Origin of the sequence: Streptomyces bluensis (assembly GCF_014650715.1) — a bacterium.
Taxonomy (GTDB): domain Bacteria; phylum Actinomycetota; class Actinomycetes; order Streptomycetales; family Streptomycetaceae; genus Streptomyces; species Streptomyces bluensis.
Window position 1 is genome coordinate 1,007,264 of the sequence record NZ_BMVM01000002.1, and the last position, 23,178, is coordinate 1,030,441.

Here is a 23,178-nt window from a genome sequence, read left to right on the forward strand (position 1 = left end):
AGCTGGGGCGTTCGCGGAGTGCGGGCCTTGCCTGCGTCGTGCGCCCGGCGCACGCTGGTCCTATGGGTGCTCCACGAGACGGCCCCACGCTCATCACGTCCGTGCAGCGGGCCTTCCGTCTGCTGGAGGCGGTGGGCGCGCACGAGAACGGTGCGCCGGCGAAGCAGCTGGCGCGTGACACGGGGCTGCCCCTGGCCACCGCCTACCACCTGCTGCGGACGCTGCTCCACGACGGATACGTGCGCAAGCTGGACGACGGCGGTTTCGTCCTGGGCGACCGGCTGCGGACCCTGCACACCACGGGCCGCGGGCAGGAGCTGCTCGGCCGGGTCCGTCCCACGCTCGCCGCTCTGCGGGACGAGCTGATGACCGCCGCCTACCTCACCTTCTACGAGGAGGGCGAGATCCGGGTCGCCGAGATCGTCGACGGCCCCAAGGCGCCACGGGTCGACATCTGGGTGGGCTTCGAGGAGGCCGGGCACGCCACCGCGCTGGGCAAGTCCGTACTCCGGGAACTCGACGACGACTCCCGCAGGGACTACCTCTCCCGGCACCCCCTCGTCGACCTCACCCCGCGGACCATCACCAGCCCTCCGGAACTGCTCCGGCGTCTCGACTCCTCACCCGTGGCACCGGCCGTCACGGATCTGGAGGAGTACATTCTCGGCACGGTCTGCATCGCCGTGCCCGTCTACAGCGGGGACACGCTCGGCTCGCTCGGCGTCTCCCTGCGGGCGGAGCGCCGCCCCCAGATCGAGGAGATCCGGGCCCGGCTGATCCCGACCGCGTGTCGCGTGACCAGGGGACTTTCGTTCACTATCTGAAAATCTCCTCCTTGCACCTTCCCGCCCGAAGCATTTTCCTGGAGGAAGCAGACATTTCGGAAGCGCGTTTCGCGTACCACGCAACAGGTGAGGACTGCGGCACAGCATGAGCCAGGCCCGAGACCATGCCGGCGCCGGCCGCCGGACGGCACGGCCGTTCCGGAAGCGGGGACAGCGGGGAACAGACCCCGGGGCGTCGGCCCGTAAACGCGCCGCCGCACGAGTGGCCGCCGGCACGCCCGTCCTGCCCGTGCTGATCGTCTCCGTCGTCGTGCTCGTCGGCCTCCTCGGCGGAGGCGGGAGGATACTGCTGCCCCTGCTCGCGGCCGGTCCCGCGCTGGCCGCCACCACCTGCGGGCCGCACGGAGTCCTCTGCGTCGGTCTCCTCGCCACCGGGCTGGGCACGACGCTCGGCATCCACGACAGCGCTCCGAACCGCGAGCTGGCCGCCGTGCTCTCCGCGCTGACGGTCGTCACCCTGGCGAGCAGCATGTCCAGCGCGGTGCTCAGGCGTCGCGAACGGGTCCTCGCGGCCGTCCGCTCGGTCGCCGAGGCCGCCCAGCACGCGCTGCTCAAACCCGTACCGGAGCGGGTCGGCCCGTTCCAGGTGGCCGTCCGTTACAGCGCCGCGGCGGCGGAGGCCCGTATCGGCGGGGATCTCTACGCACTGGTGCCCACCCCGCACGGGGTCAGGCTGATCGTCGGCGATGTGCGCGGCAAGGGGCTGCCGGCCGTGGAGACCGCCGCACTCGTGCTCGGCGTCTTCCGGGAGGCCGCCTACGACGAGCCCGATCTCCTCGCCGTCGTCGGCAGGATCGAGCGGAGCCTGACACGCAACCTCGACGGCGACGACTTCGTCACCGCCGTGGTCGCCGGATACCCGCAGGCAGGCCAGCTGGAGCTGGTCAACTGCGGACACGCGCCCCCGCTGCTGGTCCGCGCGTCCGGCAGCGTCGTGGCGGCGGAGCCCACCCATCCGGCTCCGCCCCTCGGGCTGCGCGCCCTCACGAGCGAGACCCCCAGCCTCCAGGTGCTGCCCTTCGGCCGAGGGGACCAGCTGCTGCTCTACACCGACGGGGTCACCGAGGCCCGCGACCACGGCGGCGAGTTCTACCCGCTCGCCGAAGGGCTGGCGCGCCACGTGTCCGACGAGCCGGCACGCACCCTCACCGCACTCCACGACGAACTGCTGGAGCACGTGGGCGGCCGGCTGCACGACGACGCGGCGCTGCTCCTGCTCCGCAAGCCGCCCGTGCCGGAACCGGCGGTGTCCTGAGCAAGCGCGGGCGCCGCGCGCCCCGGCTCTACTCGCCGCAGAACTCCGCCTCCATCACCGCCCCACTGTCGCCCGACCAGTCCCCGTTGAAGTTGAAGGCGAGGGAGTGGCGGCCGTCGGCCGTCGTCACCGCGACCGCCTGGGTGCCGTAGGCCTCGCCGCCGTGGCCCCAGACGTGGATTCCGCAGCTCAGCTCGACGTCGGTGAGGCCCAGGCCGTAGTGCCGCTTCGGGTCGTCGGTGTCGACCGTGGTCGTCAGCTCCTTCTGCTGCTTCTCCGGGAGCAGGCGCCCGCGCACGAGTGCCGTGTAGAAGCGGCTGAGGTCCGCCGAGTTGGAGATCATGCTGCCCGACGCGTAGGCGAGCGTGGGGTTCCACTCGGTGACGTCGTACGTCGGGCCGGTGGTGGTGCGGGCGAGTTTGCCGTACGCCCGGCTGCTGGGGCGGGGCATCGTGGGGTCGGTGCGGGGGACGCTCGTGGCTCCCAGGCCGAGGGGCTTGATGACGCGGGCGTCGATCTCGTCGCCGAACCAGTGGCCCGTGACCTTCTCGATCACCATGCCGGCCAGGACGTAGTTCGTGTTCGAGTAGTTCCAGGACGTGCCGGGAGCGAAGTCGGGCTTGTGCTTCATGGCGTACCCCAGGAGGTCCTCCGGGGTCAGCGTGTCGTAGCGGTGGTTGAAGAAGCCGTCCTTCGCGAAGTACCTCTCGATGAAGGTCTCGTCCTTGGTGACGTTGAAGATCCCGCTGGTGTGGTTGAGGAGCTGGCGGAGCGTGACCTTCCTGCCGTCGTGGCCGTTGCCGCGGACCACGCCCGGCAGCCACTTCTCGACCTTGTCGTCCAGCGACAGCTCTCCCTCCGCCTCCAGCTGGAGCAGTACCGTCGCCACGAACGTCTTGGTGACGCTGCCCACCCGGTAGCGGTCCTCGGCCGAACGCGGCTTGCCCGTCCTGAGGTCGCCCACGCCCGACGTGGCCTTCCAGACGCCGCGGGCGTCCTTCGCGCGGGCCGTCACGCCCGGGACGCCGTCCCTCACGGCCGCGTCCATGGCCTCCTGGGTCGCGCTGTGGCCAGCCCTCTCGACCCCGGCGGGCGCCGCGGCCGCCGGAACGGCCATGGCCACGGCTGCCGCGAGCGCGGTCGCGGCGACGAGTCCCGTACGTACTGACATGACTGGTTCCCCCTTGTTCCGATGAGTTCGGTCGGGAAGGGGGACCCCGGAGCGCCGGGCGAGGGTTGACCGGCATGCGATGGTTGAGCTGCTTTCAGCCCTTGCGCAACACCAGTTCCACGTTCCGGTCCTCCGGCGTGCCGGAGAGGTCCGTGCGGGAGCCGGGGGCGTTGAAGGACAGTTCGCGGTACAGGGACGCGAGGCCGGTCTGGGAGAGGTCGGCGAAGTCCGTGGTGTGCGGGGCCGCCGACTCGACGAGCGTGGTGAACAGGGAGAGCGTGCCGTCCTCGTTGTCCACCAGCTCGATGACGCGGGCGAGCTGGGGGAAGTCGATGTGGGAGGCCGTCGAGATCTCCCAGAAGGAGCCGCCGTCCGGGTACGAGTGCGGGGTGATCCGGTTGCGGTGGCTGTGGCCGTTCACCCAGGCCAGGACGCCCGGGTGGCGGCCGAGGAGGGAGAGGACCTCCTCGCCGCCGTGGCGGGCCTCGCCCGGGTGGGCGGGGTCCTCGCGGAGGTTGCGCATCGTGCGGCTGGTGTGATGGCTGAAGACGATCGCGTACGAGCCGTCCTTGCCGTGTTCCTTCAGCGTGCGCTCCAGCCACTTCAGCTGGGCCGTGCCCAGCGAGCCCTCGTAGTGGCCGCCGGGGTCGGTGGAGTCGAGGCTGATGCCGATGACGTCGTCGGCGATGCGGAAGGTGTAGTACTGGGTGCCGGCGTCCACGTTCGCCTGCGAGTAGCCGTGGCCGACCGGTCCGGGGCCGGTGTGGGCCGGGTCCAGGTGGGCCTTGAGGTATTCCAGCGGGGTGAAGGGGGCGCGGTTCTCGTCCGGTGTGACCGCACGCATCTGCCGGGTTTGGGACGTGAGCATGGCCTTCCAGTCGGCGCCCCGGGGGTCGCCGCCCGTCCTGACGTTGTCCCAGATCGCCTTGCCGGCCTGCTCGTCCAGCGTCATCAGCTTCCGGCCGCCGACCGCGAACTCCGCGAAGAAGGAGTCGCCGGGGGCGTAGCAGCCGCCGGGCAGGGAGTCGTGGTTGCCGACCGTCGAGTACCAGGGCAGGTTCAGGCCGGGGCTGTTCACCTCGCGGATCGCGGCCGCGAGGAAGCCCTCGATGTGCGGGAACCCGAGCTGCTTGTCGGCGTCGCGCAGGGCCGCGTCCGGCTGCCAGTACAGCTTCAGACCGCTGTCCTGGACGCCCTCGTAGCGGCGCGGGTCACCGGAGTTGGGGGCGATGCGGCCACCGCTCATCACCTTCAGGAACCAGTCCAGCTCGGTGCGGGAGTTGTTGTCGGTGTTGTCGCCGGTCGTCATCACGAAGTGGAGCGGGGAGCCGGTGACGGGTGCTCCCCGCAGCGCGTTGACCCGCTCGACGAGCGAGACCGCGCCCGCCACCGACAGCGCCTCCTGGGGACGCCAGGCGCTCGACGTCTGGGCGCGCAGGTACTCGTACCGCAGCGGGTGCTGGACGTCCACCACGTGCAGGTCGGTGAACTGGACGAAGGCGGCGAGGGCCGTACGGCGACTCTCACGGCCGGACCCGGGGGTGGCCAGGTCGCCGCGGACGACGCGCTTCCAGGCCGGGCCGTCACCGAGCCGCCGGTAGCCGGAGCCGCCACGGGGCGCCGCGACCGAGCCGAGGGTCGTGCCGCGCGTGTACGGCGCCAGGGGCGCGGCCGGCGCCTGGCGGGAGGACAGGGAGACCGCGGACGCGTCCCCGGCGGTGGCACGCGCCGGGGTCTCGGAGCCGGGCCGCAGGGCGAGGCCGATGCCCGCCGAGAGGCTCACCGCGCCGGTGGCGGCGAGGAAGGCACGACGGTCAGGAGCGGTGGCAGCGGCGGCGACAGAGCGTAGGCGCGACATGGCGCGATCTCCCCGAGTGCAAACGCGTCAGTGATGGTCACGGACGGCTCGGCAGGCGAACAGTCCGCTCTCACTGGATCGTTGGCACCGGGGATGGCCTGCACGTGAACTGGACGGCAACGGGCAGCACCGATCACCGTACGTGGATCTTGGGCCACCCTGCGCGTTCGCGAAGGCTTCCCGAACGTAAGGGAGCCGGAAGGCCGGCGGTCACTCCGTGTTCACTTCGCGGGGTACGGCGGGGTACGGCAGGGCGTGACGCCTATCCTCGCGGCGCGTCCGGCACCCGTCCCTCCAGGTGCCCGGAGGGCGGGCGTTCGCGCCACAGGCCGAGGCCGACGTCAACCAGGCCGACCCGGTCCAGGGAGGGCACGGTGTCGAGCGGGTGCCAGGCCGCCATGTCGGTGGAGCCGTTCGTCTCGTGGCGGAGGTCGCCGCCGGTGACGCGGGCCTCGTAGACGATGCGCAGACCGTGGAAGTCGGCGACCGTGCCGAGGCGGCGCGGGTACTGGCGCCTGTTGGAGTCCACGCCGAGGAGCGCGGTCGGCTCGGCCGCGTAGCCCGTCTCCTCCTCGACCTCGCGGATCACCGTGTCGTACGGGTCCTCGCCGTGGTCCATGCCGCCGCCGGGCAGCGTCCAGCGCTTGCTGCCGTCACCGGCCACCCAGCGGGCCAGCAGCAGCTGCCCGTCCCGTACACACACGGCGTACGCCGCCACTCTCAACTCCTCGCGCATGCAGAGACGTTACCTACAGAACCAACGGGCAGACGATCGAATCAGGGAAAGTTGACGGACATATCCCACTATCAACCGTCTTCAACTCCGGGGCGTGTGCGGGGATTTCCCCATGATTCCCCCTGCACCGCCGCCGGACTCTCCCCAAACAGGCCCCTCATGCGCAAGGCTGAGCGATCATTCGGACCCTCGATCGTTCCTTTACGCACACCTTTACGCACAAGGGATGCAGATGACCCACACCCCACAGCGCGCCCCGATATCGGGTGCGAGACGCGTGGCCCGTATCGCGGTGGCCGCGGGACTGGTGGCCGCGCTCTCCGCGGCCGGCCCGATACCCGCGGCCTTCTCCGCGGACGCCCCCGGCACCGCCGTACCGACCGACGGTGGCGTCAAGTCCGCCGACGACAAGCTCGGTTCGTCCGACGCCGACCTGCTCGCCGAGGCCAAGGCGGACGGCGACAAGAACGTCACCATGATGATCGCCACGGCGCCCGGCAGGACCGAGGAGGTAGCCGGGCAGCTGGACGCCGTCAAGGGCGGCTCGGTGGGCCGTGTCTACGACAAGCTCGGCTACGTCCGGGCCACGGTGCCCACGAAGTACGCGGACTCGGCCATCGCGGCCGCCGCGAAGCTCTCCTCCGTGCACGGCATCGATCTGCGGCAGGAGATCCCGCTCGACGACCCGACGCCGGGTGCCGACACCGCGAAGGGCGCCGCGGCCGCCAAGGAGCAGCTCACGGCCGGGAGTTATCCGGCGCCCGACAGGAACACGCCCGCCGAGAACCCGTACAACCCGTCCTTCGAGACGGGCGCCGTCGAGTTCGTGAAGGACAACCCGAAGGCGGACGGCCGGGGCATCACCATCGGCATCCTCGACTCCGGTGTGGACCTCGCGCACCCCGCGCTGCAGAAGACGACCACCGGTGAGCGGAAGATCGTCGACTGGGTGACCGCGACCGACCCGATCGTGGACGGCGACGGCAGCTGGCGCATGATGACGGACTCCGTCTCCGGACCCACCTTCACCTACGGCAGCAGGACATGGACGGCGCCCCCGGGCTCGTACAAGATCAACCTGTTCCGGGAGTCCGTCACGGCGGGCGGTGACGCGGCGGGCGACGTGAACCGCGACGGCGACACCACCGACACCTGGGGCGTGCTGTACGACGCGGCGGCCGGCACGGTCACCGTCGATGTGAACGGCAACAACGACTTCACCGACGACAAGCCGATGAAGCCGTACAAGGACGGCTACCAGATCGGGTACTTCGGCACCGACGACCCGGCGACCGCGGTCGCCGAGCGCCAGCCGTTCGTCGTCGAGATCCGCAAGGACGTGCCGACCGACCCGAAGGGCGGCGACTGGGTCGGCAAGAAGGCCGACTTCGTGAACATCGGCCTCATAGCGAGCGAGCACGGCACACACGTCGCCGGCATCACCGCCGCGAACGGCCTGTTCGGCGGCAGGATGAACGGCGCCGCCCCCGGCGCGAAGCTCGTCTCCTCCCGGGCCTGCCAGTTCGGCCCCGGCTGCACCAACATCGCGCTCACCGAAGGCATGATCGACCTCGTCGCCAACCGCGGCGTCGACATCGTCAACATGTCCATCGGCGGACTGCCCGCCCTCAACGACGGCAACAACGCGCGGGCCGAGCTGTACACGCGGCTGATCGACACGTACGGCGTGCAGCTCGTCATCTCGGCCGGCAACTCCGGCCCCGGCGCCAACACGATCGGCGACCCGGGTCTCGCCGACAAGGTCATTTCGGTCGGCGCGTCCATCTCCAAGGAGACCTGGGCCGCCAACTACGGCTCGGCCGTGGAGAAGAAGTACGCGATGATGCCCTTCTCCTCGCGCGGCCCGCGTGAGGACGGCGGCTTCACGCCGACGCTGACCGCGCCCGGTGCCGCGATCAACACCGTCCAGACCTGGCTGTCGGGTGCCCCGGTCGCCGAGGCGGGCTACGCGCTGCCGCCCGGCTACGCGATGCTCCAGGGCACGTCGATGGCGTCCCCGCAGGCGGCCGGCGCCTCGGCGCTCCTGCTCTCCGCCGCCCAGCAGAAGAACATCACCCTCACCCCGGCGAAGCTGCGCACCGCGCTCACCTCGACCGCCGGCCACATCAGCGGTGTCCAGGCGTACGCGGAGGGCGCGGGCCTGATCGACGTCGTCGACGCGTGGAAGGTCATCCAGAAGGGCCCCGCGGCGGCCGACTACACCGTCAAGGCCCCCGTCGACACGGCGATCGACTACGCCCTGAAGACCCCGGGCTTCGGCACGGGCCTCTACGACCGTGAGGGCGGCCTGAAGGTCGGCCAGAAGAAGACCTACGACGTCACGATCACCCGTACGTCGGGTGCCGACCGGGCGATCCGCCACGAGCTGCGGCTGAAGAACAACAGCGGCGACACCTTCGGGATCGTCGGCGACGACGAGGTCTCGTTGCCGCTGAACAAGCCGGTGACCGTGAAGATCTCCGCCAAGCCGAAGTACTCCGGCCTGCGCAGCGCGATCCTGGAGGTCGACGACCCGAGGACCGCGGGCGTCGACAAGCAGGTCCTGAACACGGTCGTGGTCTCGGCCCCGCTGAAGTACGGCTTCTCGGCGTCGGGCGAGGTCCAGCGCAACAGCTCGAACTCCTACTTCGTGACCGTCCCCGAGGGCGCGAAGACGCTGGAGGTGGCGATCGGCGGGCTGAAGGACAAGAGCCAGACCCGTTTCATCGCCATCCACCCGTACGGCGTTCCGGTGGACAGCACCGGCACCCCGTACTGCTACAACAACTACGTGGGCGGCAACGGCTGCAAGCCCGACGTGCGTGCGTACGCGGACCCGCAGCCCGGTGTGTGGGAGATCGAGGTCGAGTCGCGCCGTACGTCGCCGCTGCTCGACAACCCGTACACGCTGGAGGTCTCCGTCCTCGGCGCGGCCTTCGACCCGGAGGTCGTGACGATCCCCGAGGCCAAGGCCGGTACGCCGACCGCCGTCTCCTGGAAGGTGACGAACGAGCTCGCCCCGGTCGAGGGCAAGCTGGTGGGCGGCCCGCTCGGCTCCTCCAAGTCGGCGCGTCCGACCATCGCGCAGGGCGCCGAGCAGGTCACCACGGTCGACGTCCCCGAGGGCGCCAAGTCCCTGGACGTCGCCATCGGCAACGTCTCGGACCCGGCCGCCGACCTCGACCTGGTGGTCCTCGACCCGCAGGGCGACGAGGCGGGCAGCTCCGCCGACGGCGACTCGGAGGAGTCGGTCTCCGTGCGCTCGCCGGCCCCCGGTACGTACACCGTGGTCGTCGTGGGCTACGCGGTTCCGTCCGGCTCCACGGCGTACGACTACCGCGACGTGTACTTCTCCCCCGCGCTCGGCGAGATCACGGTGGACGGTACGGCGGTGAAGCTCGGCACGGGCGACTCGGCGACGTTCTCCGGTTCTGTCGTCGCGCAGGCCGAGGCACCGGCGGGACGTGAGTTCTTCGGCCAGGTCCAGCTGGTGAACGCGCGCGGGACGGCCGCGGGCGTCGGGAGCGTACGAATCGAGAAGGTCACGCCGTAGGGGCGTGCGCTTGGGGTGTGGGGCGGGCGTCCGGATCCGGGCACCCGCCCTTCCTCATGCGGTCACTCGCACTGCATGGACTCGGCCCCGGGCACCGCCCTCTCGATCCGGGAACGTTCCTGGGCGATCCTCTTCTCGCCGGTGACCAGCAGGTCGGGCGTCGCCTCGTCGCGGTGGACGCCGATCAGGACGGGCTCGCCCTCGCGCAGGCGGGAGGCCTCCGCATCCTCCACGGGGAACACGACCTCGTCGTCACCCTTGTCCGGCTTGTAGTAACGCTCGACGTCCAGCGTGACCCGGGACAGGCCGGTACCGGGGGCCGGTTCGAGGCCCGCGACGGTGCCCTCCACGATGAGGCGGGCGCAGGCCACGTACGCCAGGCCGTCCTGCGTCCCGGCCGCGTCCTCCGCCTTGCTGGCGTGCTTCTCCGAACTGCTCGCGCTGTCGCTGCCGGCGCTGACCCCGGCACCGCCCTGCGAGATCAGCCATCCCAGTCCGACGACCGCGGAGGCGGTCACGGCGGCGGCGAGGGTCCCGAAGGCGAGCGCGAGCGCCGCGGGACGGCGCCTTCGCGGACGGGTACGGGCGGGGCGCGCCGAGCGGGCGGAAGCCGCGCGGGGCTTCACCGGCGGGGTGGACGCCGACGTGGGTTCCGTCTCGGGTCCGGTTTCCTGTGCGGGCCGCGACGTGCCCTGGGTGCCGGGTGCGGGCCGCGCGGCCATGGGTCGCCCCGCCGGGTCCACGGCTTCCGCCTCCGTCCCGGGCGCGGTGAGAGGGTCCCCCGCCAGCGCGTGGCCGATCAGCCCCAACTGTTCGCGCAGCAGCGCCACGTCGGCCAGGGCGGCCCCGTGCTCCGCCGCGAACGCGGCGTCGTCCAGGGCCCCTTCGGGCAGCGGTTCGTCGGTGATCGCGGCCATCAGCGCGTCCATGCCGTCGTACGCGTCACGCGCGTCGTACGGGGCGTCGTGCCGGTCCTGGTTCCGGTCTTCGTTCCTGGCGGCCACGTCACACCACCTCGTCCTCGTGCAGGCGGGCGCGCAGGGCGCGGACCGCCGAGTGGAGCCTGCTCTTGACCGTGCCCTCGGGAATGCCGAGCTCCTCGGCGATCCCGCGTACCGGCAGGTCGGCGTAGAAGCGCAGCACGACGACCTGGCGCAGGGCGTCGGGCAGCGCGTCCAGACCTCGGGCGACGGCGAGCGAGAGCACGCTGGAGTCCTCACCGGAGGGGTGCTCCAGCTGCCGGAGCGAGGCCAGGCGCTCGCCGATGCGCTCCTGGCGGCGTTTGGCCCGGTGCCAGTCCATGGCCAGGTTGGAGGCGACGACCGCCGCCCACGCGGACACGTCGCGGGGGGCCTCGCGGCCGCTCGCGGCCCGTTCCAGGAGCCGCAGCCGTACCTGCTGCACCCCGTCCGGCAGGTCCGACTGCGGTACCCCGCCGAGCGCGAGCACCGCCCGCACCCGGCGCTCCTGGGCCGCGTCCAGGGGATCGTCGACGCCCTGGGTCATGCCCAGGGGGTCGTCCGCCCCCCGGGCCACGTCCAGGGGGTTGTCCACCCCCTCGGCCCGCCGGGTCTTTCTGCGCAGCACAGCCACCCCTCCCCTCGCCGCGTTTCCTCTAGGACGCCGGGGGCGGGGGAAACGTTCGGCCGGGTGAGCTCCCTTTTCGTGGCGGCGGTGTACGTGTGTGACGGAGGGCACGCTTGGCGCGGAGGGATGGGGGCAGGCGGGACCCGGGAGGCGGAGCCCGTACGGCTTCCCGTGCGCGGCGGGTGGCAGGCGGAAATCTGCGGTGCGGGAGGCCGGATGCCGACGAGCCTCCGTCGGCCGGGATGTCCCCGCCCCGACCTGCGCCTTCCCCGTGCGTCCCACGCTTCGGGCCGCGCACGCAAAGAATTGGACACGCGGGCCGGGGACCACCGCATGATGGAAGCTCCAGGCCACGTGATACGCACGCGAGACGCACGCAGAGAAGGAGTCGCCGTGAGGGTCGGAATCGTCGGAGCCACCGGTCAGGTCGGCACGGTCATGCGCAGGATCCTCGTCGAGCGGGCCCCGCTGAATGAACACAGCCCGGTCGACGAGCTGCGTCTGTTCGCCTCGGCCCGTTCGGCCGGGACGGTGCTGGACGGTGTGACCGTGGAGGACGCGGCGACGGCCGACTACACGGGCCTCGACATCGTCCTGTTCTCCGCGGGCGGCGCGACCTCGAAGGCGCTGGCCGAGAAGGTCGCCTCCCAGGGCGCGGTCGTGATCGACAACTCCTCCGCCTGGCGCAGGGACCCGGACGTACCCCTGGTGGTGTCCGAGGTGAACCCGCACGCGATCGCGGACCGCCCCAAGGGCATCATCGCCAACCCGAACTGCACGACGATGGCCGCGATGCCGGTGTTGAAGCCGCTGCACGAGGAGGCCGGTCTGGAGGCGCTGGTCGTCGCCACGTACCAGGCAGTGTCGGGTTCCGGTCTCGCGGGCGTCGCGGAGCTGCACGGGCAGGCCCAGAAGGTGATCGCCGACGCGGACAAGCTGACGCATGACGGGGAGGCGCTCGACTTCCCCGAGCCGCAGGTCTACCAGCGCCCCATCGCCTTCAACGTGGTCCCGCTGGCCGGCTCGATCGTGGACGACGGCCTGAACGAGACCGACGAGGAGCAGAAGCTCCGCAACGAGTCCCGCAAGATCCTGGAGATCCCCGGCCTCAAGGTCTCCGGCACCTGTGTGCGCGTCCCGGTCTTCTCCGGCCACTCCCTCCAGGTCAACGCCCGTTTCGCCCGCCCGATCACGGTCGAGCGTGCGACGGAGCTGCTCGCGGGTGCGCCCGGCGTGGCCCTCTCCGACATCCCGACCCCGCTCCAGGCGGCGGGCAAGGACCCCTCGTACGTGGGCCGCATCCGCGTCGACGAGACGGTGGAGAACGGCCTGGCGCTGTTCGTCTCCAACGACAACCTGCGCAAGGGTGCCGCGCTGAACGCCGTCCAGATCGCGGAGCTGGTGGCGGCGGAACTGAAGGGCTGACGCCGTAGGGCGGCGGGGGCCGGGTGGAGGGGCCCGCCCGGCCCCCGGTGGGGGCGAAATCCCTCACTCACCCGCCCCCACCTACCTCCTGCGCACCTCATACAGAAAGCACCCGTACTCCACCGCCCTGACATGCACCAGCGCCACCTCAGGATCGGCGAACGCCTCCTCGAAGGCCTGGTCGAACGCGGTGGCGCCCGTGGTGCTCGCCACGTCCACGAGCCGGCCTCCCAGGATGTGACCGTCCGCGGAGTACCGGCGGACCGTACGGTGTGCCCCCGTGAACGGATGGCCCTGCCCGGCGGGGCCCCCGCACTCCTCCGCATGGATGAAGACCGGTCCCTGTTCGTCGTACGCGCCGGGGTCCGCCCCCGTCTCGGCCGCCCAGCGCCGCAACGGAGCGTACGAGACGAGGGCGATGCGCTCCCCGCGCTCGCTGTGGCGCAGGCAGCAGCGGAGAGGAGCGCCGCCCTCCTCGTCGAGCACGGGAACCATCCGGCGCCCCGCGTCGTCGGCGGAGCGCAACTGCTTCAGGACCTCATGGGTGATGGGGCGTGAAACGTATGTCGTCATGAAGGCCAGGCTCGCTCCCGTACGCCCTGTTCACCGGCAGGAAACGGACATCGCGTTCCCCGTGGCTCCCGTGGAAGGATGGCCGGGACCGCACACACCGAGGAGATGACCGCGTGCCTGGCACAAACCTGACCCGCGAAGAGGCGCAAGCGCGGGCGAAGCTGCTCACCGTTGACTCGTACGAGATCGATCTCGACCTCTCCGGCGCGCAGGAGGGCGGCACCTACCGGTCCGTGACCACGGTGCGCTTCGACGTCGCGGAGAACGGGGCCGAGAACGGCGCGGAGTCCTTTATCGATCTGGTGGCGCCGACCGTCCACGAGGTGACCCTGAACGGGGACGCCCTTGACCCCGCCGAGGTGTTCAAGGACTCCCGGATCGCCCTGCCGGGGCTGCTTCAGGGGCGGAACATCCTGCGGGTCGTGGCCGACTGCGCGTACACCAACACCGGCGAGGGGCTCCACCGGTTCGTCGACCCCGTCGACAACCAGGCCTATCTCTACACGCAGTTCGAGGTGCCGGATGCCCGCCGCGTGTTCGCCTCCTTCGAGCAGCCGGACCTGAAGGCCACCTTCCAGTTCACCGTGAAGGCACCCTCCGGCTGGACGGTGATCTCCAACTCGCCGACGCCCGAACCCAAGGACGACGTCTGGGTCTTCGAGCCGACGCCCCGTATCTCCACGTACATCACGGCGCTCATCGTGGGCCCGTACCACTCGGTGCACAGCGTGTACGAGAAGGACGGGCAGAGTGTGCCGCTCGGCATCTACTGCCGGCCCTCGCTCGCCGAGTTCCTCGACTCGGACGCCATCTTCGAGGTGACCCGGCAGGGCTTCGACTGGTTCCAGGAGAAGTTCGACTACGCGTACCCGTTCAAGAAGTACGACCAGCTCTTCGTGCCGGAGTTCAACGCGGGCGCGATGGAGAACGCGGGTGCGGTCACCATTCGTGACCAGTACGTCTTCCGGTCGAAGGTGACGGACGCGGCGTACGAGGTGCGCGCCGAGACCATCCTGCACGAGCTGGCCCACATGTGGTTCGGCGACCTCGTGACGATGGAGTGGTGGAACGACCTGTGGCTGAACGAGTCGTTCGCCACGTACACGTCGATCGCCTGCCTGGCGTACGCGCCGGAGAGCCGGTGGCCGCACTCCTGGACCACCTTCGCCAACCAGATGAAGACGTGGGCGTACCGGCAGGACCAGCTGCCGTCCACCCACCCGATCATGGCCGAGATCCGCGACCTGGACGATGTCCTGGTCAACTTCGACGGGATCACCTACGCCAAGGGCGCGTCCGTGCTGAAGCAGCTCGTCGCCTATGTCGGCATGGACGAGTTCTTCCGGGGCGTGCAGGCGTACTTCAAGGCGCACGCGTACGGCAACACGCGACTCAGCGATTTGCTGGGCGCCCTGGAGGAGACCTCCGGGCGGGATCTGACGACGTGGTCGAAGAAATGGCTGGAGACGGCCGGGATCAATGTGCTGCGGCCGGAGATCGAGACCGACGAGCAGGGCGTCATCACCTCCTTCGCCATCCGGCAGGAGGCCCCGGCCCTGCCCCCGGGCGCCAAGGGCGAGCCGACCCTGCGCCCGCACCGCATCGCCGTCGGCCTGTACGAACTCGACGAGACCGGCAAGCTGGTGCGGGACGACCGCGTCGAGCTGGACGTCGACGGCGAGCTGACCGCCGTACCGCAGCTGGTGGGCAAGCACCGCCCGGCCGTGGTCCTGCTCAACGACGACGACCTGTCGTACGCCAAGGTGCGCCTCGACGAGCAGTCCCTCGCCTTCGTGACCGAGCACCTCGGTGACTTCGCGGCGTCCCTGCCGCGCGCCCTGTGCTGGGCCTCCGCCTGGGACATGACCCGCGACGCGGAGCTCGCGACCCGCGACTACCTGTCGCTCGTCCTGTCCGGCATCGCCAAGGAGTCGGACATCGGTGTCGTGCAGTCGCTGCACCGCCAGGTGAAGCTGGCGATCGACCTGTACGCCGACCCGACGGCCCGCGAGGCGCTGCTGACCCGCTGGACGGACGCCACGCTGGCCCATCTGCGCGCGGCCGAACCGGGCAGCGACCACCAGCTGGCCTGGGCCCGCGCCTTCGCGGCGACCGCCCGCACGCCGGAGCAGCTGGACCTGCTGGACGCGCTGCTGGAGGGCACGCAGACGATCGAGGGGCTGGCCGTCGACACCGAGCTGCGCTGGGCGTTCGTGCACCGGCTCGCGGCGGTGGGGCGCTTCGACGAGACGGAGATCGCGGGCGAGTACGAGCGCGACAAGACCGCCGCGGGCGAGCGCCACGCGGCCTCGGCGCGGGCCGCACGTCCGTCGGAGGAGGCCAAGGCGGAGGCCTGGGCCTCGGTCGTCGAGTCCGACAAGCTCCCGAACGCCGTGCAGGAGGCGGTCATCGCGGGCTTCGTCCAGACCGACCAGCGCGAGCTGCTCGCTCCGTACGCGGAGAAGTACTTCGAGGTCGTCAAGGACATCTGGGAGTCGCGCTCGCACGAGATGGCCCAGCAGATCGCCGTCGGTCTGTACCCGTCCCTCCAGGTGTCGCAGGCCACGCTGGACCGCACGGACTCCTGGCTGACCGACGCCGAGCCGAACGCGGCGCTGCGCCGGCTCGTCTCGGAGTCCCGTTCGGGCGTCGAGCGCGCCCTGAAGGCCCAGGCGGCGGACGCGGCGGCGGCGCACGCGTAGGTACAGGTGGAGGAGCAGTCCCTCGGACGATGCCGTCGGCGCCCCGTGAGCCGGCTCACGGGGCGCCGACGGCGGCGGTCAGGGCGGCTTCGACAGCCGGGCCGTCCGCGTCATCGGCGGCCCAGGCCACATATCCGTCGGGCCGTACCAGCACGGTCGTACGGCGGTCGCTCGCCCACTGCTCCACGGTGAGGCGGTCCGTGCGGTCACCGGCGGTGTGCAGGCGGGAGGAGCCGGGGGCGATGAGGACGAACCGGCCGCCGCGCAGGGCCTCGTGCAGGCGCCCGCTCCTGAGGGCGACGTCCGGGACGCGGGTGCCGACGAGCCGGTGGGCGCCACGGGGAGCGCCGTACGTGTATCCGATGCCCGTGACCTGGCCGATCACACGGGTGCGGACGGGGCCGACACGGTCCAGGAACGTGGTGAGCGCCGACCGGAACGCCAGCGTCCAGGGGTACTTGGCCATGGCGAGCCGGACGATGCCGCCGCTGCTGCGGAGTACGGACCTGCCGACCGGGTGCCGTTCGGCCTGGTAGGTGTCCAGCAGGGCGGGGTCCGCGTGGCCGCCGAGGACCGCGGCGAGCTTCCAGCCGAGGTTCGCGGCGTCCTGGAGTCCGGTGTTCATGCCCTGCCCCCCGGCCGGGCTGTGGACGTGCGCGGCGTCCCCGGCGAGGAAGACCCGGCCGACCCGGTAGGCGGGTGCCTGGCGCTCGTCGCTGTGGAAGCGGGACATCCAGCGGGCGTCGCGCATGCCGTAGTCGCGGCCGAGGGCGAGCCGGGTGATCTCCCTGACCTCGTCGAGTTCGAGCGGCTCGCTGTCGGGGACGTCGCGGCCGCGGAGCCAGCCGACGACGCGGTGGTAGCCGTCGCCGAAGGGCGCCAGGAAGGCGAACGCGTCACCGACGGCGCCGCCGGTGAGCAGCGTCCCGGGTTCCTCGTCGAGCCGTACGTCCGCGAGGACGACGGACCGGATGACCGACCTGCCGGGGAACGGCAGGCCGATCGCCTCGCGTACGGTGCTACGGTGCCCGTCGGCTCCGACGACGTAGGCGGCGGTGAGCTCCTCCGGCTCGCCCTCGCCGCGCGGGCCGCGGACCTCGACGGTCACCGTGTCACCGCTCTGCCGGATGTCGGTGACCTCGGTCTCGTACCGGAACCGCGCCCCGGCCTCGACCGCCCGTCGCTCCAGCACCTTCTCCACCTCGTACTGCGGGATCACGAGCACGTGGTTGAACCGTGACGGCAGCGTGTCCAGGCGTACGGTGAGCCGCCCGAAGAGCCGGATCCGGTCGAGCGTTTGACCCCTGGCCTCCAGTTCGTCGGCGAGGCCGCGCGCGTCGAGCTGCTCCAGGGTGCGGGCGTGCACGGCGAAGGCGCGGGACAGGTTGCTGATGCGGTGCGGGCGCTTCTCGACGAGCGTGACCGGGACGCCCGCGGCGGCAAGGTCGCCGGCCAGCAGCAGACCGGTGGGGCCGGCGCCGACGACGATGACGTCGCGGAGCCCGGTGGTGGGGCTTGGGGTGCTGGTGGTGCGCGTCGGGTCTGCGGTGCCGGTCATGGTGACCCCCTTCCGGGTCAGCATCTGTCGGCCGGCGTGCGTGGGCAAACGCGGAACACGCCGAGGGCACCCACCACGCACACGTGCGGTGGGTGCCCTCGTGCTGCCCTCGGTGGAGGGCGGAAAGCTGCGGCTGTGGACGACTGGCGGCCGGCCGTCAGGCCTTGGCGTCGGCCTTCGCCGTGACCTTGGCCTTCGCCTTGGTCTTCGGCTCGCGGTCCGTGGACCGGTCGAGAACCCAGGTCAGGCCCGCGATCAGCAGGAACAGCGCGATCGGCGCCACGACGAACAGGCCCAGCGTCTCGACCACCGAAAGGCCGGGACCCGGGTCGTCACCGTCGTCGCGCGTCAGCGCGAGCGCGGGGGACGACATGAGCAGCATCATCAGCGTCGTACCGGCGGCCAGGGCGCCGACGCGCAGGGCGTTCTTCTTGTCCACGGTGCAAACGTAGCGAACGGCTGAAAGGGCCGTGCGCCCGGGGTGCCGTACGGAGCGGGCGCCCCGGGCTCGGCGGGCTCAGGGTCCCCCGCGGTCCTGGTTCCCGCGCCGCCGCAGCACGTCCACCAGCGCGTGCAGCCGGGGCGAGGAGGCCAGGTCCTCCAGGGTCACCGGGCGGCCGTCCGCGTCGGCGACGGGAAGGCGCCAGTTCGGGTACTGGTCCCAGGTGCCGGGGAGGTTCTGCGGACGGCGGTCGCCGACCGCGTCCGGCAGCCAGAGGCCGATCATGCGGGCGGGGGTGCGCAACAGGAAACGGTGGACGGCCTGGATCTCGGCCTCCTCCGAGGGGGGCGAGATACCGCCGCTCGCGCCCCGGAGCAGGCCCAGCCGGGACAGCAGGGCCAGCCACTCGCTCGTGTCGGCGGCGGCCTCGGCGCGTTCCTCGTCCAGGGGGCGGGTCAGCAGGCCGAGGCGGTCACGGAGCCGGACGTGGTCGCCGGTCAGCCGGGAGGCGGTGGGCGGCAGGTCATGGGTGGTGGCGGTGGCCAGGCAGTCCGCGCGCCAGCGCTCGGGCGGCAGCGGCAGTCCGGTGCCGTCCCAGTCGCGTTCGAACCACAGCACCGAAGTGCCCAGCACGCCACGCTCGTGCAGCGTCTCGCGCACGCCCGGCTCGACCGTCCCGAGGTCCTCGCCGATCACCAGCGCCCCGGCCCGGGATGCCTCCAGCACCAGGATCGCGAGCATCGCCTCGGCGTCGTAGCGGACGTACGTTCCCTCCGTCGGCGCCTGCCCCAGCGGCACCCACCACAGCCGGAAGAGCCCCATGACGTGGTCGATGCGCAGGGCGCCCGCGTGGCGGAGCAGGGCCCGCAGGAGACGGCGGTACGGGGCATAGCCGGAGGCGGCGAGACGGTCGGGGCGCCAGGGCGGCAGGCCCCAGTCCTGGCCGCGGGCGTTGAAGGCGTCCGGGGGCGCGCCGACCGACATGCCGGCGGCGACGTACTCCTGCTGCGCCCATGCGTCGGCGCCGCCGGGGTGGACGCCGACCGCCAGGTCGTGCACGAGCCCGATCGGCATCCCGGCGTCGAGTGCGGAGCGTTGCGCGGCGGCGAGCTGGGCGTCCGTGAGCCAGGCCAGGCGGCTGTGGAAGTCGACGCGGTCCATCAGCTCGGCGCGGGCGCGGGCGGTCGCGGGCGAGCGGGGGTCGCGCAGACCGGCGGGCCACCGGTGCCAGTCGGAGCCGTACACCTCCGCGAGCGCGCACCAGGTGGCGTGGTCCTCCAGCTCCTCGCCCTCCTCGGCGAGGAAGTCGCAGTACGCGGCCCTGCGGCCGGGCCCGAGCGGTACGGCGCGCACCAGCTCCAGCGCGTCCCGCTTGGCCTCCCACACGGCGTCGCGGTCGATCAACTCGCCCTTGTCGAGCACGGATGCGCGCAGCCGGGCGCCCCGGTCCAGCAGAGCGCGGACCCGGTCGTGGGCTTCGGCGCACGAGGCGTACGGGAACTCGGGGATGTCCTCGACCCGCAGGTGCACGGGGTCGGGGTAGCGGCGTGAGGAGGGGCGGTACGGGGAGGGGTCGGTCGGGTGGCCGGGGACGGCCGCGTGGAGGGGGTTGACCTGCACGAATCCGGCGCCGAGCGCGCGTCCGGCCCAGGCGGTCAGCTCGGCCAGGTCGCCGAGGTCGCCCATGCCCCAACTGCGGCGGGAGAGCAGGGAGTAGAGCTGGACCAGGAGTCCGTAGGTGCGTCCGGGCGGGGCGGGCAGCCGGGGCGGGGCCACGACGAGGTGGGCGTCGGCGGTGCGGCCGTCGGGTGCGGTGGCGCGCAGGGCGTGCACGCCGTGCGGCAACTGCTCGGCGGTGGAGCGGAGTTCGCCCTGCTCGGTCTCGATGCGCAGGCGGGTGCCTTCGGGGAGTCCGGCCAGTGCGCCGGGGGTCTGTCCGCCCCAGCACACCACGGTCGGCGGTAACAGGCGCTCCCGCAGCTCCTGTTCCCGTGCGGCGAGGGCCGCGCGCACGGCCTGAGGGGTGCTCGCGTCGATGTCCAGTGCCGCGAGGGCCGCGGCGATCGCGGTGTCCGAGGCCGTGACGGTGCGGTCCGGGGACGGGCGGTAGGAGGTGGCGACCCCGTGCAACGCGGCGAGCCGGGCCAGGGGGGTGCCGCCCTCGGAGTGTTCGGAGCTTCCCGGACTCTCCGGACTCTCCGGTCTCTGCCGCCTTTCCCGTCTCTCCGGTCTCTCCGGTCTCTCGGAGGAGCCGGGGTCCTCGGCGGGGCCGGGCTCCGCCGCTGGGTCGGCCGGTGGTGCCATCTAGACCCCCAGGGGATCGAGGCCCGAGTAGGCGGCGCCGGTGGGTGTGGGTTCGCTGGTCAGGGGGGCGGTGTCGGCGAGGGGCGGTTCACTGGTGAGGGGCTCGGCGTCCGGCAGCGGGGGCTCGCTGGTGAGGGGCGGCTCGGCGCAGGCGCCCTCCGCGCTGAACACGCACAGGTGCTCGATGTCGGCGGACTGCTCCGCCCTGGGTTTGGAAGGGGCCGGGAACAGAAGATGTGCGGCCACGGTGGCCTCCTTGTCGTCGTACGGCAGTAACGGGTTACGGGGGCCCTACCCAGTGGGCGTCTCCGCAGACGTATCCGGTCGGACAACGTGGCGTCGGTCACACGCGCTCCGTTTGAGCCCCGTCACAGAGCGTGCGGACCTGGTCAAATTCTGGCACATCGGCCCGCCCTATGGGGCCGGCGGACCCAGCTCTATTCACTCAGTACATATACCGAGTGCATAATGATCGGCATGAGCACCCGCCACATTCTGTTGGGGCTGCTCGCCGGAGGGCCGAGCCATGGCTACGACCTCAAGCGACGGCACGACGAACGCTTCCCACAAGCCCGGCCACTGGCCTACGGGCAGGTCTACACGACCCTGCAGCGGCTGGTCCGCGACGGACTGGCCGAGGTCGAGGGGACCGACTCCGACGGCGGCCCGGAGCGGACGATGTACCGCTCGACGGACGACGGCGCGCGCGAACTCGCCGGGTGGGCCGCCGAGATCGCCCCGCCCGCACCGTTCGTGACGAACGAGATCTTCGCCAAGGTCGTCGTCTCGATCCTCTCCGGCGGCGACCCGGCCGCCTACCTCCGGGAGCAGCGCGCCGCGCACATGGCGCGCATGCGCGAGCTCACCTCGGTGAAGACCGCCCCGAACACCGATCTCGCGACGGTGCTCTCGGCGGACTACGCCCTCAACCACCTCGACGCCGACCTGCGGTGGATGAACACCACCGCGGCCCGGCTCACGACTCTGACCGCGGAGGTCGATGCCTCATGAGCACCCACAGCGAGAAGTCGGCGCCCCTCCTGGCAGCCCGTGGACTGACCAAGACCCACGGGAGGACCCCGGCGCTGCGCGGCGCCTCGGTCGAGCTGCACGCGGGCGAGATCCTCGCCGTCACGGGCGCGAGCGGCAGCGGCAAGTCCACGCTGCTGCACTGCCTGGCGGGCATCGTCCGGCCCGACGAGGGGTCCGTGGTCTACGGCGGCACGCGCCTGGACCGACTCCCCGAGAAACGGCTCAGCGAGTTGCGCCGTACGGACTTCGGGGTGGTGTTCCAGTTCGGGCAGCTGATCCCCGAGCTGACGGCCCTGGACAACGTCGCGCTGCCGCTGCTGCTGGCGGGCGCCTCACGGGGGGAGGCGCACAGGCGGGCGGGCGAGTGGCTGGAACGGTTCGGCGTGCTCGGGCAGAAGGAGCTGCGGCCCGGTGAGATGAGCGGCGGGCAGGCACAGCGGGTGTCGCTGGCGCGGGCGCTGGTGACCGGCCCGAAGGTCGTCTTCGCGGACGAGCCGACGGGGGCGCTGGACTCGCTCTCCGGCGAGCAGGTCATGTCGGCACTGGTCCACACGGCCCGGGAGGCCCGTACGGCGGTGCTGCTGATCACGCACGACGCGCAGGTGGCGGCGTACGCGGACCGCGAGGTGCAGCTGCGCGACGGTGCCGTGGTCCCGCTGGGGGTGGCGGCGTGAGTCCCATGACCTTCGCGACATCCGATCTGCGCACAGCCTGGCTGCTCACCCGCGGGTCCGACCGGCGGGAGTGGTCGCGGGTGGCGCTGACGGCGGTGGGGGCCGGACTGGCGACGGGCTTCGGGCTCGGCGCCACGGTCCTGGCCTCGACATCGGGGCGGTACCGCGTTCCGCTCGCCGCCGGACTGCTGGACGAGCCGGGCACGCGCTCCGGTGTGATGCTGGGGCTGACGCTCCTGCTGGTGCCGGTGCTGGGCTTCCTCAGCCAGTGCGCCCGGATCGGTGCCGTGCACCGCGACCGGCGCCTCGCGGGGCTGCGGCTCGCGGGGGCGACGGCCGGGCAGGTACGGCGGATCGCCGCGCTGGAGTCGGGGCTGGCGTGCCTGGTGGGCTCGGCGGTCGCCACGGTGCTGTTCGTGCTGTTCCTGCGGGACCTGACAGAGGACCCGCCCGGGTTCGTCTGGGCCGGGATCGCGCTGGTGGCGGTCGCTGTCCCGGTGCTGGGCGCACTGGTGAGCGCTCTGGCGCTGCGCCGGGTGGTGGCGTCTCCGCTCGGCTGGGTGCGGCGGGTGCGGCCGGCCGCCCGGCGGGGTCCGGGCGCCTGGTTCCTCGTGGCGGCGCTGGTCCTGCTGCTGGCGGGGCTGCTCATGACGCGGGACCCGTTCGGCGGGTATGCCACTGCCTCGGTGACCGTGTTCGTCGTGGTGGTACTGACCTGCGTGGGCGCGGTGTGGCTGACCGGCGCCGCCTCCCGGCTGAGCGCCAGGCTGCTGACCGCCCGCACCGGGCGCCCGGACGTGCTGATCGCCGCGGAACGGCTGCGCGAGGACCCGTGGGCGGCGGCGCGCACCCATGCGGCGGTGCTCCTGGTGACCGTGGTCGGCACCGGCTTCATGGGCGTCCGGCACGCGCTTCTCAGGGATCTGAACGAACGCGAGCCCAGGATGCCGGCCGCGGACATGACCTACTACACCACCGGCATCGACCTCGCCGGCGCCGCTGTCCTCGTCGCGCTCGCGATCACCCTCTCCGGCCTCGCGGTCGGCGCAGCCGAGTCCCTGGCCACCCGCCGCCGGGGCCTGGCCGCACAGGCCGCCGCGGGCGTGCCGCGCACAGTGCTGAGCAGGGCGCTGCTGCTGGAGACCGCGCTGCCGCTGGCCCCTGCCGTGCTGCTGGCGGGCGTCGGCGGCATGACGATCGGCGTCTGGTACGGGGTCGTCGTCGGGGGCGCCGACTGGAGCGTGCCGTACGAGGCGCTCCTGGTCCCGGTGGCGGTGTACGTCCTCAGCATGCTGGCGGCGGCCACCTCGCTGCCGCTCCTGCGCCGCACCCTGCGCCCGGCGGAGCTGCGGTACGCCTAGGCCCTGTGCCGAAAGCGGCGCCCGGGAGGCACGGGGGACCTTCCGGGCGCCGCGAGGGTACGGGGGCGCACTGCTGGGGGTGCGTGGAGGTGCGCACGAGAA

General features: G+C 72.1%; 18 protein-coding genes. 8 read left to right on the forward strand and 10 right to left on the reverse strand.

What is annotated here, in order from left to right:
* The first annotated feature begins 62 nt into the window (after positions 1 to 62).
* Together IE262_RS09595 and IE262_RS09600 are read left to right on the forward strand one after the other, a co-directional pair.
* Positions 63 to 824 (forward strand): IclR family transcriptional regulator, encoded by a 762-nt coding sequence (locus IE262_RS09595; protein WP_134041712.1) that lies wholly within the window; start codon positions 63 to 65, stop codon positions 822 to 824.
* A gap of 250 nt (positions 825 to 1,074) precedes the next feature.
* Entirely contained in the window at positions 1,075 to 2,100 is a 1,026-nt protein-coding gene (locus IE262_RS09600) for a PP2C family protein-serine/threonine phosphatase (protein ID WP_134041834.1), read from the forward strand.
* 28 nt (positions 2,101 to 2,128) lie between these two features.
* On the opposite strand, the gene IE262_RS09605 is transcribed toward IE262_RS09600, so the two are convergent.
* The 3 genes from IE262_RS09605 to IE262_RS09615 form a co-directional block, all read right to left on the reverse strand.
* Complete coding sequence (locus tag IE262_RS09605; RefSeq protein ID WP_189872718.1) at positions 2,129 to 3,271, reverse strand: serine hydrolase domain-containing protein; 1,143 nt, start codon at positions 3,269 to 3,271, stop codon at positions 2,129 to 2,131.
* A gap of 94 nt (positions 3,272 to 3,365) precedes the next feature.
* Positions 3,366 to 5,129, reverse strand: coding sequence for a TIGR03767 family metallophosphoesterase (locus IE262_RS09610; protein WP_189872720.1), 1,764 nt, complete (start codon positions 5,127 to 5,129; stop codon positions 3,366 to 3,368).
* 262 nt (positions 5,130 to 5,391) lie between these two features.
* Positions 5,392 to 5,865 (reverse strand): NUDIX hydrolase, encoded by a 474-nt coding sequence (locus tag IE262_RS09615; RefSeq protein WP_134041718.1) that lies wholly within the window; start codon positions 5,863 to 5,865, stop codon positions 5,392 to 5,394.
* A gap of 232 nt (positions 5,866 to 6,097) precedes the next feature.
* Here IE262_RS09615 and IE262_RS09620 point away from each other — a divergent pair, with 232 nt between their 5' ends.
* Positions 6,098 to 9,418 carry a S8 family serine peptidase gene (locus IE262_RS09620; RefSeq protein WP_189872722.1) on the forward strand — a complete coding sequence of 1,107 codons (3,321 nt, stop codon included), beginning with the start codon at positions 6,098 to 6,100 and terminating at the stop codon, positions 9,416 to 9,418.
* A gap of 62 nt (positions 9,419 to 9,480) precedes the next feature.
* Here IE262_RS09620 and IE262_RS09625 read toward each other — a convergent pair whose 3' ends face one another.
* Together IE262_RS09625 and IE262_RS09630 are read right to left on the reverse strand one after the other, a co-directional pair.
* Positions 9,481 to 10,422 (reverse strand): hypothetical protein, encoded by a 942-nt coding sequence (locus tag IE262_RS09625; RefSeq protein ID WP_229877171.1) that lies wholly within the window; start codon positions 10,420 to 10,422, stop codon positions 9,481 to 9,483.
* 1 nt (position 10,423) lies between these two features.
* Complete coding sequence (locus IE262_RS09630; protein WP_373305002.1) at positions 10,424 to 11,005, reverse strand: RNA polymerase sigma factor; 582 nt, start codon at positions 11,003 to 11,005, stop codon at positions 10,424 to 10,426.
* Between the two features lie 393 nt (positions 11,006 to 11,398).
* On the opposite strand from IE262_RS09630, the gene IE262_RS09635 reads away from it, so the two are divergent.
* Positions 11,399 to 12,430 carry an aspartate-semialdehyde dehydrogenase gene (locus tag IE262_RS09635; RefSeq protein WP_189872724.1) on the forward strand — a complete coding sequence of 344 codons (1,032 nt, stop codon included), beginning with the start codon at positions 11,399 to 11,401 and terminating at the stop codon, positions 12,428 to 12,430.
* 81 nt (positions 12,431 to 12,511) lie between these two features.
* On the opposite strand, the gene IE262_RS09640 is transcribed toward IE262_RS09635, so the two are convergent.
* Complete coding sequence (locus IE262_RS09640; RefSeq protein WP_189872726.1) at positions 12,512 to 13,003, reverse strand: DUF1203 domain-containing protein; 492 nt, start codon at positions 13,001 to 13,003, stop codon at positions 12,512 to 12,514.
* Positions 13,004 to 13,116: 113 nt separating this feature from the next.
* Here IE262_RS09640 and pepN point away from each other — a divergent pair, with 113 nt between their 5' ends.
* Positions 13,117 to 15,705 carry an aminopeptidase N gene (pepN, locus tag IE262_RS09645; RefSeq protein WP_189872728.1) on the forward strand — a complete coding sequence of 863 codons (2,589 nt, stop codon included), beginning with the start codon at positions 13,117 to 13,119 and terminating at the stop codon, positions 15,703 to 15,705.
* Between the two features lie 55 nt (positions 15,706 to 15,760).
* Here the strand turns inward: pepN and IE262_RS09650 are convergent, their stop codons facing one another.
* From IE262_RS09650 to IE262_RS09665, 4 genes are all read right to left on the reverse strand, one after another.
* Entirely contained in the window at positions 15,761 to 17,263 is a 1,503-nt protein-coding gene (locus IE262_RS09650; protein ID WP_229877172.1) for an FAD-dependent monooxygenase, read from the reverse strand.
* A 157-nt stretch (positions 17,264 to 17,420) separates the two neighbouring features.
* Positions 17,421 to 17,702 carry a hypothetical protein gene (locus IE262_RS09655; protein ID WP_134041732.1) on the reverse strand — a complete coding sequence of 94 codons (282 nt, stop codon included), beginning with the start codon at positions 17,700 to 17,702 and terminating at the stop codon, positions 17,421 to 17,423.
* 78 nt (positions 17,703 to 17,780) lie between these two features.
* On the reverse strand, positions 17,781 to 19,835 hold the full coding sequence (gene malQ / locus IE262_RS09660; RefSeq protein WP_229877173.1) for a 4-alpha-glucanotransferase: 2,055 nt from the start codon (positions 19,833 to 19,835) through the stop codon (positions 17,781 to 17,783).
* 174 nt (positions 19,836 to 20,009) lie between these two features.
* The gene (locus IE262_RS09665) at positions 20,010 to 20,255 is read right to left on the reverse strand and encodes a hypothetical protein (RefSeq protein ID WP_134041736.1); all 246 of its coding nucleotides are present in this window, start codon (positions 20,253 to 20,255) and stop codon (positions 20,010 to 20,012) included.
* Between the two features lie 231 nt (positions 20,256 to 20,486).
* Between IE262_RS09665 and IE262_RS09670 the strand changes: the two genes are divergently transcribed.
* The 3 genes from IE262_RS09670 to IE262_RS09680 are packed head-to-tail and all read left to right on the forward strand — an operon-like array spanning position 20,487 to position 23,076.
* Entirely contained in the window at positions 20,487 to 21,020 is a 534-nt protein-coding gene (locus IE262_RS09670; protein ID WP_134041738.1) for a PadR family transcriptional regulator, read from the forward strand.
* Entirely contained in the window at positions 21,017 to 21,715 is a 699-nt protein-coding gene (locus IE262_RS09675; RefSeq protein WP_134041740.1) for an ABC transporter ATP-binding protein, read from the forward strand. The genes IE262_RS09670 and IE262_RS09675 overlap by 4 nt, the downstream gene beginning before the upstream one ends.
* Positions 21,716 to 21,720: 5 nt before the next feature.
* Positions 21,721 to 23,076 carry an FtsX-like permease family protein gene (locus IE262_RS09680; RefSeq protein WP_189872929.1) on the forward strand — a complete coding sequence of 452 codons (1,356 nt, stop codon included), beginning with the start codon at positions 21,721 to 21,723 and terminating at the stop codon, positions 23,074 to 23,076.
* Positions 23,077 to 23,178 lie beyond the last annotated feature (102 nt).

Excerpts from the sequence above, each read along its gene's own strand:
- IE262_RS09650 (WP_229877172.1), bottom strand. The coding sequence starts at position 17,263 with ATGACCGGCACCGCAGACCCGACGCGCACCACCAGCACCCCAAGCCCC.
- IE262_RS09670 (WP_134041738.1), top strand. The coding sequence starts at position 20,487 with ATGAGCACCCGCCACATTCTGTTGGGGCTGCTCGCCGGAGGGCCGAGC.
- IE262_RS09620 (WP_189872722.1), top strand. The coding sequence starts at position 6,098 with ATGACCCACACCCCACAGCGCGCCCCGATATCGGGTGCGAGACGCGTG.
- IE262_RS09675 (WP_134041740.1), top strand. The coding sequence starts at position 21,017 with ATGAGCACCCACAGCGAGAAGTCGGCGCCCCTCCTGGCAGCCCGTGGA.
- IE262_RS09680 (WP_189872929.1), top strand. The coding sequence starts at position 21,721 with ATGACCTTCGCGACATCCGATCTGCGCACAGCCTGGCTGCTCACCCGC.
- IE262_RS09595 (WP_134041712.1), top strand. The coding sequence starts at position 63 with ATGGGTGCTCCACGAGACGGCCCCACGCTCATCACGTCCGTGCAGCGG.
- IE262_RS09610 (WP_189872720.1), bottom strand. The coding sequence starts at position 5,129 with ATGTCGCGCCTACGCTCTGTCGCCGCCGCTGCCACCGCTCCTGACCGT.
- IE262_RS09615 (WP_134041718.1), bottom strand. The coding sequence starts at position 5,865 with ATGCGCGAGGAGTTGAGAGTGGCGGCGTACGCCGTGTGTGTACGGGAC.
- IE262_RS09605 (WP_189872718.1), bottom strand. The coding sequence starts at position 3,271 with ATGTCAGTACGTACGGGACTCGTCGCCGCGACCGCGCTCGCGGCAGCC.
- IE262_RS09640 (WP_189872726.1), bottom strand. The coding sequence starts at position 13,003 with ATGACGACATACGTTTCACGCCCCATCACCCATGAGGTCCTGAAGCAG.